This is a genomic window from Phenylobacterium sp. (assembly GCF_036402295.1).
In the GTDB taxonomy this organism is placed as follows: domain Bacteria; phylum Pseudomonadota; class Alphaproteobacteria; order Caulobacterales; family Caulobacteraceae; genus Phenylobacterium.
In genome coordinates this window covers 1-9351 of record NZ_DASWTE010000306.1, presented here as the reverse complement: position 1 = coordinate 9351, position 9351 = coordinate 1, and the positions used below count along the sequence as shown (strand labels likewise).

Sequence of the window (9351 nt, the reverse complement as noted above, 5' to 3'; positions counted from 1 at the left end):
TCGCCCTTGAACGCCTGGGGCGCGTCGGCCCGCATCGCCTCGATCAGGTCGCGCGTCTGCAGCGCGCTGGCGTCGAAGGCCGCGCGGGCGATCTCGGGCAGCCCGGCGTCGCGGGTCAGGCCGAACAGGCCGCCGCGGGCGTTGGCGTCCCACCACGGCGCGCCCAGCCCGGTGAAGGCGGGCACCAGCACGACGCCGAGTTCGTCGTTGGCCGACTGGGCCAGCGCCTCGACGGCCCGCGGGCCGCCGGTCACGCCCAGGTTCTCCACCCACTGGATCGCCGCGCCCGCGATGAAGATCGCGCCTTCCAGCGCATAGGTCGTCTTGCCGCCCACTTGCGCAGCCACGGTGGTCAAGAGGCGCGCCTGCGACACCGGCGCCGCCTCGCCCGTGTTGAGCAGCATGAAGCAGCCCGTGCCATAGGTGGCCTTCATCTCGCCCGGCCGGATGCAGCCCTGCCCCATCAGCGCCGCCTGCTGATCGCCGGCCACGCCGCGGATCGGGATGGCGCGGCCCAGGACTCCGGACTCGGTCTCGCCGTAGTCGCCGGCGCAGTCCTTGACCTGCGGCATGATGTCCAGCGGGACGTTCAGCATCTCGCCCATTTCGGCCGACCAGGCGTGGGCGCGGATGTCGTAGAGCAGCGTGCGCGAGGCGTTGGTGGCGTCGGTGGCGTGCACCTTGCCGCCCGTCAGCTTCCAGATAACCCAGGCGTCGATGGTGCCCGCCAGCAGCTCGCCGCGGCCCGCCGCCGCCCGCGCGCCGGGCACATGGTCCAGCAGCCAGGCCAGTTTCGTGCCCGAGAAATAGGGGTCCAGAAGCAGGCCGGTGATCTCGGTAACGCGGGGCTCACGGCCCTTGCTCCGCAGGCTCGCACAGAGCGGTTCGGTACGCCGATCCTGCCAGACGATCGCCTTATGTACCGGTTTTCCCGAAGCTTTCTCCCAGAGGACCACTGTCTCGCGCTGGTTGGTGACGCCGATGGCCGCCACGTCGTCCAGCGAGCGGCCGGCCTTGTCGACGACGGCCCTTAGCGCCTTGACCGACTCGGCGAAGATTTCCTCGGCGTCGTGCTCGACCCAGCCGTCCTGCGGGTAGTGCTGTTCCAGCGGGCTTCCGGCTTCGGCGAGCGGCCGCCCGTCGGCGGTAAAGAGTATGGCCCGCGTCGAGGTCGTGCCCTGGTCCAGCGCCAGGATCAGCGGTTCGCCCATGGTTTCCGTTCCCTTGTCCCCACGGCCCCGGCCTTAAGCATGTCTTCACCGGCTAACGCCAGATTGGGATGTAGCCGCGTTCGAACTGTAGAAGATAGGAGATCCGGCTTGAGCTTCGCGATGAGCAGCGAAAGCCTGCTCGACCTCGCCAAGAGCCGCCAACCGGCGGACCGGGAACGCCTGTTGCTGGCGATCGCCGATCTGTGCGACGCGCCCCACGCGGACCTGGCCATGAAGTCGCCGGCCATCCAGGCGCTCCTGTCCTCCATCTTCATGAGCCTCGTCGTCGAGGCCGAACGCGACATCCGCCATCGCCTGTCCGAGAAGCTGGCCGCCGCCGAGTGGGCGCCCAGTGCGCTCATCAACGTGCTGGCGCTGGACGACATCGAGATCGCCCGGCCGATCATCGCCCAGAGCCCGGTGCTGAAGGACCTCGACCTCGTACGCCTTCTGGTCGAGGCCACCATCGAACACCAGATCGAGGTCGCACGCCGCCCGCACCTCTCCCACAGCGTCGTCTCCGCCATCCTGGAGCAGTCCGAGCCCGCGGTGTTGACCGCGCTGGCCAGCAATCACACGGCCGAGCTCTCGCCGTCCGACATGGAGGAGCTGGTCGAGGCCTCGCGCCAGATCGCCGCCATGCGCACGCCGCTGTCGCAGCATCCCAAACTGACCGGCCAGCTCGCCAAGCGCCTCTACCTCTGGGTGGGCCTGGCCGTGCGCAAGGGCCTGGCCGACCGCTTCCGCCTGGACGTGACCGTGCTGGACGAGGCCCTCGCCGCCTCGATCAACGAGGCGCACACCAGCCTGATCAGTCCGCCCTCTTCCGAAGCCGTGCCGCGCATGACCCGCGAGGGCGAGCGCGAGATCATGGAGCAGCGGCTGATCGACAAGCTCTACTCGGCCGGCCAGCTGCGTCCGGGTTACCTGATCCGCGCGCTCCGCGAAGGCCGCCTGGGCCTGTTCGCCGGCGCGCTCGCCATTCTGGGCCGCTTCGACGCCGCCCACGTCCGCGCCACGCTGGACTCCGACCGACCCGAGCTCCTGGCGCTGGCCTGCGCCGCCGTCGGCATCGACCGCAGCGTCTTCCCCGACATCCTGGACATGACCCGCCAGCTCAACGACGGCCGCCCCGGCGGGGGGGCCGATGGCGCGCGCAAGGCCTCCGTCGCCTTTGCGCCGGTTTCGCCCGAGGTGGCCGCCTCGGCCTTCCGCCAGGCCGCCCGCTCGCTCGCGGCCTAACGTCAAACTGTCGCATACGCGCGTTTGACAGACGGCGGAGCTTCGGCCCTTCTGGCGGCCAATGAAGAACCTGTTCGTGACCCGCCTCACCTTCGTCGCCAGCAGCCGCCCTGAGGCGCAGGAGGCGCGCGACAAGCTTGCCGCCCGCTACGGCGACGCCGGCATCGACAGCGCCCAGGTGATCGTCGCCCTCGGCGGAGACGGCTTCATGCTGGAGACCGTCCATGCGCTGATGAGCTCGGGCAAGCCGATCTACGGCATGAACAAGGGCTCGGTCGGCTTCCTCATGAACGAGTTCTCAGACGACGACCTGCTGGGCCGGATCAACGCCGCCGAGCAGGCCGAGATCCATCCGCTGCGCATGCAGGCGGTGGACGTCGAGGGGCAGACGCATGAGGCCATCGCCTTCAACGAGGTGAGCATGCTGCGCACCACGCGCCAGGCCGCCAAGCTGCGCATCTCGGTCGATGGCAAGGTGCGCCTGCCGGAGCTGATCTGCGACGGGGCGCTCATTTCCACGCCGATGGGCTCGACGGCCTACAACCTCTCGGCCCACGGCCCCATCATCCCGATGGACTCGAAGATCCTGGCGCTCACGCCGATCAGCGCCTTCCGGCCCCGCCGCTGGCGCGGCGCGCTCCTGTCGCACACCGCCCGCATGCGGCTGGAGGTGCTCGAGGGCGCGAAGCGGCCGGTCAGCGCCGTGGCCGACAACTTCGAGGCTCCGAACGTACTCGAGGTCTATATCGCCGAGGACCGCGACGTTAAGGTCTGCATGCTCTTCGACGCCGGCCGCAGCCTCGGCGAGCGCGTCCTGGCCGAGCAATTCTCGGTCTGACTGGGTCCGGCGCGGTCGCAACCGAAGTCCAAACCACCGGTTACGCCTTTGTCGCTTATTAACGGGTTCACCTTATCCTGCAGCGGCGCTTCGCTGGGAGAGTGACGTGAGCGAACCTAAGACCGGTCAGATGTTCCAGGCCCCCAACGCGCTGCGCCTCAAGGTGGGCGGCGGCCGTCTCGGCGCCATCGACCCGGCGGCCATCGCCAAGGCCGAGGCCGCGCTCAAGAGCCTCTCCGGCAACTTCACCCAGTGGCTGAACGACGAGATCGCCAAACTCGAGGCCGCGCGTCAGGTGGTGCACACCGACGGCCCGACGCCTGAGAACATGGAAGGCCTCTACCTGCGCGCCCACGACCTGAAGGGCCTCGGCGCCACCTACGGCTTCCCGCTGATCACCCGCATCGCCGGCCTGCTGTGCCGCCTGATCGACGACAAGGAAAAGCGCCTGTCCGCCCCGGTCGGTCTGATCGACGCGCACATCGACGCCATCAAGGCGGCCGCGCGCGACGACATCAAGACCGAGGATCACCCGGTCGGTAAGGTCCTGGTCCAGGAACTGGAAAGCCGGATCCGGGAGTTCGGCGCCTAGGTCCTAGGCGGGCGCCCGGCTCTCCGCGGCGATCCGGTCCATCGGCTCGGCCACCGCGCCGTAGCCCGCATCGGGCGGCAGCACCAGGAACCGTCCCTCCCCGCGCACCTCCACCTTCGGCAGCACCGTCACCAGCGTGCGGTCCTTGGCGCGCGCCACGCAGTCCTCGGCGCTCGACGCCTCGGCCAACAGCTGGACGTTCATCCGCGTCGGGAAGATCACCGTCCGCTCGCCGACCTCGGCCAGCCGCAGCACCTCGGACGGCGCGATCCACTCGGCGTCCACCGCCTCACGTCCGTCGGCCGCGGCCACCTGGTCAGCCGGCGCGCGGACCGCGTAGAACCAGGTGTCGAAGCGCTTCGGCATCATCACCGGCGTGATCCAGCGGGCGAAGACGGCGAGCGCGTCCAGCCGCAGCCGCACGCCCAGGTCTTTCACGACGTCGATGAAGGCGGTCTCGCCCCTGTCCACGGCCGCGCGCACCTGCGGATCGCACACCTCGGCGAAGTGCGCACCGTCCAGGCCCTCGGCCAGCAGGATGCCCGCCTCCTCGTAGGCCTCGCGGATCGCGCCGATGCGCAGGGTCCGCTGCTCGTCATCGAACTGGTCCCAGCCCACGCAGTGCTGCGCCCAGGCGGGATCCGTGTCGCCGCCGTGGGTCTTGCCGCCCGGGAACACCAGCGCACCGGAGGCGAAGTCGATCTGGTGGTGGCGCTTGACCATCAGCACCTGGAACTCGGGCTGGTCCCGGAGCAGCAGGATGGTGGCGGCGGGCTTGGTTTCGGCAGGTTGTCGCGCATCGCTCATGGGTCCAGCTTGGAACCCTGACCGCGGGGAAGTCGAGTCTCCCGAAACGGCCCTCAAGCGGTCTCGGCCAGCTCCCGACCTGCGGCGGCCGCGCGGTCCATCCGTTCGAGCAGGTAGTCCACGTCCTCGCGCGCGGCGGCCTGCGGCTGGGTCAGGAAGCGCTGCAGCATACGCTCCTGGAACCGTTCCTGGTCGCGCGGGCCGCCGTCGAACTCCATGGCGTGGAACGTGTCCACGGCCGCGCGGAACGCCGGGAACAGGCGCGCCGGCAGCCCGGCCCGCTCGTAGATGGCACGCAGACCCAGCGGGCCCGCGTCGTGGATCATCAGCCAGGTGCGGTGGTGCGGAACGCCGGCCAGCTCCGCCACGCCCCATTCGAAAAACGTCATGTGCCCGTGCGCCAGCGCCCGCAACAGCAGCGAGGCGGTCAGCTTGCGCTCGCGCTGCAGGTGGGTGACCAGGCCCTTCACGTCGGCGGTCTTGCCGGCCTGATCCACGATGTCGACGGTCGCCCGCTCGGCCGCCCCGGTGGCGATCGTGAGAGCCGTTGCTGCCGAGACGGCGTGGTGCGTCACCAGGTGATTGCGGACCCGTTCGCTGACCATGCCGATCAGCCGCTCGGTCACCGTCAGCGGCAGCGCGTTGCGGTAGGCCACCGCCGCCAGCACGCGCTCCGACGCCTCGAAGCGGTCCATGACCCGCTGCAGCGCGTTCTCGGTGAAGTCGGCGCCTGGGTTGGCGCACGCGGTGACCAGGGCCCGTTCCCCGCCGTGCTCGGCCAGGCTGTCGGTGACGGTGCGGGTGAGCTCCGGCCGCTTGGCGATGGCCACCTGCCGGACGGGTCCGCCCAGGCGGACGATCTCGGCCAAGTCCGCGTCGGTGAAGGCCGGCGAAAACGTCAGCAGCGGCAGGCAGACGCTTTCCACGTCGCGGGCCAGCCGCACCGCCACGTCGCGCGGCACCACGTATGACGCCTTCAGCTCCTCGGCGATCGCCTTGCGCACCAGCTCGGCGGCGTCCGCGGCCATCACGCGCAGGATGTCGGCGGCCAGCGCCCGGTCCTCGTCCGACAGCGGGGTCGCTTCCATTGTGGTGCAGAGCTTGCGGGCCGCGAGCGCACGCTCGTCCGGGGTGGCGCCTTTCACCAGCGTGCGGATGTCTTCATCCGTCAGCGCTGATCGTGTCGTCGCCATCTTCCGTATCGCCCTTTTCCGAACCGTGTCCGGAGTCCCGCGATTCGAGATTTGTACTGTGGAGCTTAACGAGAGGTTTCCGACCAAATCTGTGGATTAAGGATCTCGCGTAACGCTGCGGGAACGGGGCGTGCGGCAGGGTGGCCGCCAATCCTGCGAGAGGTCCGTCCGTGCCGTCCGACAAAGCCGCCGAAGCCGCCCTCGCCGCCTCCGTGGGCGAACAGGGGATGAAGGCGCAAGCCGCGCTGCTTCCCTATGCATTGCTGGCGTTTGGCGTCTCGCTGCCGGTGTTCGTCTGGGTCGCCGGACACGCCGCAAACGCCCAGTGGATGGGCGCGGCCTTCGCCACGTTCGCGGTCGGCTGGGGCTCCTTCTACGGCGTCGTGAACTGGTTGAAGACCGAGGCTGCGACCGATCTTCGCATGCGGGCTCGCGTGCAGATCATGGGCGGCCTCGTCTGGGCGCTGGCCATCGCGGGCCTCGCCGCCTTCGCCCACTACGCCGGTCCCGTGCGCGAGACGTTGCTGCTGCTGATCCTCGGGGCAGCGATGGTCTGCGTGATCTTCACGGCCACCTGGCTGCCCAGCCTGCTGATCGTGGCGCCCGTGGCGGTCGCCGGCCCGCTGATCGCCTTCGCCATTCCAGCGGACGCGCCGATGGCGCGCGTCGCGCTCGGCGCTGCGGCGCTGGGGCTGGCCCTGGCGCTGGGCGTGAACCGCATCCTGCGCCGCCAGTACGCCCTGATCGCCGAGCGCGAGCGGCTGCTGGCCGAACGCGCCGAGCAGGCCGAGGCCGCGCGTCGTTTCGCCCGCGTGAAGTCCGATCTCGTCGACAGCCTGTCGGAGGAGCTGCGCGACGGCCTGACCGGCGTGTCCCACGTGCTGGCCACCGCCGCCCGCGGCCGCGCCGCCCCCACCCGCCAGCAGGTGGGCGTGGCCCTGGACGCGGTGAACGAGCTCCTGGCCATCGTGGGCGCCGCCCCCGTCGCCGAGGCCGAGCAGCCCACGCGCCGCCTCCGCATCCTCACGGTGGAGCCCGATCCGCTGGCCGCGGCCACGCTGCGCGCCAGCCTCGAGCAGCTGGGCCACCAGGTGGTCCACACCACCCAGTCCGCCCGCGCCGTCGAGCTCGCCCGCATCTGCGACCTGGACCTGGCGGTGTGCGGCGACCCGGCCGCGATCGCCGGCCTGCGCGACCTGCCCGGCGCCGCCGGGGCTACGCCGATCGTCGCCGTCATCGGGTCCGACGCCGACGAGGCAGTCGCTGCGCTCGCGTCCGGGGCCGACGCGCTGCTGCGCCGCCCGATCGCCACGACCACCACCGCGCGGGCGATCGGCGACGCCCTGGCCGCCAGCCGCGGCGTCGCCAACGATCGCCAGGTCGCCTAGGCGCCGTACGGTCACTTCCCGTAGCGTGGCGCGCAAAGAAAGCTGGGAGGCTTCGCGTGCTGCTCAAAGGCCTGAAGGTCGTCGACTTCTCCGCCTATATCGCCGGCCCCGGCGCGGCCGGGATCCTGTGCGACTGGGGCGCCGACGTCATCAAGGTCGAACGGCCCGAAGGCGACAGCATGCGCCACATCTTCGCGGACCTCGCGAACGACCTCGGCGCGAACCCCACTTTCGAGTTCGACAACCGCGGCAAGCGCGGCGTGGTGCTCGACATCACCAAGCCCGCCGCCCGCGATGCTCTCGCAAAGCTGGCCGCCGAGGCCGACGTCTTCCTGACCAACGTGCGGCCCGTGTCGCTGCGCCGCTACGGCCTGGACGACAAGACCCTGCGCGCCGCCAACCCGCGGCTCGTCTACACGGTGATCACGGGCTACGGCCTCGAGGGCCCCGACGCCCACCTGCCGGGCTTCGATGTTACCGCCTTCTGGGCGCGCTCGGGCATCGGCTACATGACCGCGCCCAAAGGGGCCGAGCCGTTCATGCGCACCTCCGGCATGGGCGACCACGCCACCTCGCTCGCCACGGTCTCGGCGATCCTGGCCGCCCTCTACGAGCGTGAGCGCACCGGCGAGGGTCGCATGGTGCAGACGTCGCTGCTCGCATCCGGCGTCTACCTGATGGGCTCGGACATGTCGGTGCAGCTCAAGATGGGTCGGCTGGCCTCGGTGCGCTCGCGCGACAATCCGATCAACGCGCTCGCCAACCACTACCGCAGCGCCGACGGCCGCTGGTTCGTACACAACCCGCGCGGCTCGAGCGGCGGCTGGGAGAAGTTCGTCGAGGCCGCCGGCCGCCCGGACCTGGCCAAGGACGAGCGCTTCGCCTCGGGCAAGGCCCGCCGCCAGAACGCCCGCGAGCTGGCCGTGGAACTGGACGCGGCCTTCGCCGCCCTGCCCTTCGAAGAGATCGCCCGCCGCCTCGACGCCGCCGACCTCGTCTGGGCGCCGTTCCAGACCCCGGCCGATGTCGCCTCCGACCCGCAGGCCGACGCGGCCGGCTGCTTCGTGCCGGTGGAGGACGGCCACGGCGGGACCTACCGTTCGCCTGCCGCGCCAGCGGTGTTCCCCGGGCTGGAGCGCGAGGCCCGCCCGCCTGCGCCCCGCCTGGGCGAGCATACGCGTGCGGTGCTGACCGAGTTGGGCTACGGCGCGGGCGAAATCGACGCCATGTTCGCGGACGGCGCGGCCGCCTAGCTCTCGCGGTTGTCCGACAGGACCTTCAGCATCTCGCTGGTGAACAGCGAGCCGGCCAGCCGGCTGCCGACGCCCGCCTGGTCGGCCGGTTGCGAGCCGCGCAGGATAAGGGCGATGAGCGCATCCTGCTCGCGCTGGCGGGCGGTCTGGCGCATCGAGGCGTAGTGGATGAAGCCGCCGTCGTCCGGGTCGGCCGGGGGCTTGGCCGGACCGATAGGCTGCTGAGCGCCGCCGGACTTGGTCAGGTTCGCATAGACCTCGCCAATGCTGCGCGGCTTGCCGTCGCGGTAGAAGATCGACCGGTTGGAGCGCGCCGCGTCAGGGAACAGCGAGGCCGCCGCCGCGCCCGGCTGGCTCTCCACCGCCTTGATCAGCCGCGCCGAGCCCTGCGGGCCCAGGAAGTGGGCGGCGTAGAGCTCGCCTGCCGTCGGCGATCTGCCGACGCGGCCCTTGAGATAGGCGGCGTGGTCCGTGGTGAGCTCGCCGGCCATCAGCGAGGCGGCGTGCGGATCGAGGCGCAGGTCCATCACCGCCCGGCGGGCCTCGTCGCCGGCCACCCGGTAGCGGCCGTCGGACGTCTTCGTGATCAGGTCGGCGTAGCGGGCGTAGCCGTGCTTCGAGCCGTGCTGCTTGAGGGTCGACAGCCAGGTCTGCTCGACGAACTGGAACAGGCCGGCGGCAGAGGAGCTGGAGGCCCTGGCGCGGGGGTTGAAGCTGGACTCCCGCCCCGCCGTCTTCATCAGGAATCCGAAGTCCACGCCCGTCGCCTTGGAGGCGCGTTCGATGGCCTGTTCGACGATCGCCCGGATTCCCTGGACAGCCATGCC

The 9351-nt window shown here is 70.7% G+C and carries 9 protein-coding genes; 5 read left to right on the top strand and 4 right to left on the bottom strand.

Annotated features, from left to right (window positions below; genetic code table 11):
* On the bottom strand, positions 1-1211 hold a 1211-nt coding region (locus VGD44_RS18535), incomplete at its 3' end, for a glycerol kinase GlpK (RefSeq protein WP_331089853.1).
* A gap of 108 nt (positions 1212-1319) precedes the next feature.
* Between VGD44_RS18535 and VGD44_RS18530 the strand changes: the two genes are divergently transcribed.
* From VGD44_RS18530 to VGD44_RS18520, 3 genes are all read left to right on the top strand, one after another.
* Positions 1320-2453, top strand: coding sequence for a DUF2336 domain-containing protein (locus VGD44_RS18530; RefSeq protein WP_331089852.1), 1134 nt, complete (start codon positions 1320-1322; stop codon positions 2451-2453).
* A 61-nt stretch (positions 2454-2514) separates the two neighbouring features.
* On the top strand, positions 2515-3291 hold the full coding sequence (locus tag VGD44_RS18525) for an NAD kinase (protein ID WP_331089851.1): 777 nt from the start codon (positions 2515-2517) through the stop codon (positions 3289-3291).
* 130 nt (positions 3292-3421) lie between these two features.
* Positions 3422-3883, top strand: a complete 462-nt coding sequence (locus tag VGD44_RS18520; RefSeq protein ID WP_414694692.1) for an Hpt domain-containing protein — start codon at positions 3422-3424, stop codon at positions 3881-3883.
* A 3-nt stretch (positions 3884-3886) separates the two neighbouring features.
* Here VGD44_RS18520 and VGD44_RS18515 read toward each other — a convergent pair whose 3' ends face one another.
* Both VGD44_RS18515 and VGD44_RS18510 read right to left on the bottom strand, forming a co-directional pair.
* Positions 3887-4690, bottom strand: coding sequence for an NUDIX hydrolase (locus tag VGD44_RS18515; RefSeq protein ID WP_331089849.1), 804 nt, complete (start codon positions 4688-4690; stop codon positions 3887-3889).
* Positions 4691-4743: 53 nt separating this feature from the next.
* Positions 4744-5883 (bottom strand): DUF2336 domain-containing protein, encoded by a 1140-nt coding sequence (locus VGD44_RS18510; protein WP_331089848.1) that lies wholly within the window; start codon positions 5881-5883, stop codon positions 4744-4746.
* A gap of 170 nt (positions 5884-6053) precedes the next feature.
* Here VGD44_RS18510 and VGD44_RS18505 point away from each other — a divergent pair, with 170 nt between their 5' ends.
* Both VGD44_RS18505 and VGD44_RS18500 read left to right on the top strand, forming a co-directional pair.
* Complete coding sequence (locus tag VGD44_RS18505) at positions 6054-7271, top strand: hypothetical protein (RefSeq protein ID WP_331089847.1); 1218 nt, start codon at positions 6054-6056, stop codon at positions 7269-7271.
* A 56-nt stretch (positions 7272-7327) separates the two neighbouring features.
* Positions 7328-8524 (top strand): CaiB/BaiF CoA-transferase family protein, encoded by a 1197-nt coding sequence (locus tag VGD44_RS18500; RefSeq protein ID WP_331089846.1) that lies wholly within the window; start codon positions 7328-7330, stop codon positions 8522-8524.
* On the opposite strand, the gene VGD44_RS18495 is transcribed toward VGD44_RS18500, so the two are convergent.
* Positions 8521-9348 (bottom strand): transglycosylase SLT domain-containing protein, encoded by an 828-nt coding sequence (locus VGD44_RS18495; protein ID WP_331089854.1) that lies wholly within the window; start codon positions 9346-9348, stop codon positions 8521-8523. The two genes, VGD44_RS18500 and VGD44_RS18495, sit on opposite strands and share 4 nt — an antisense overlap.
* Positions 9349-9351 lie beyond the last annotated feature (3 nt).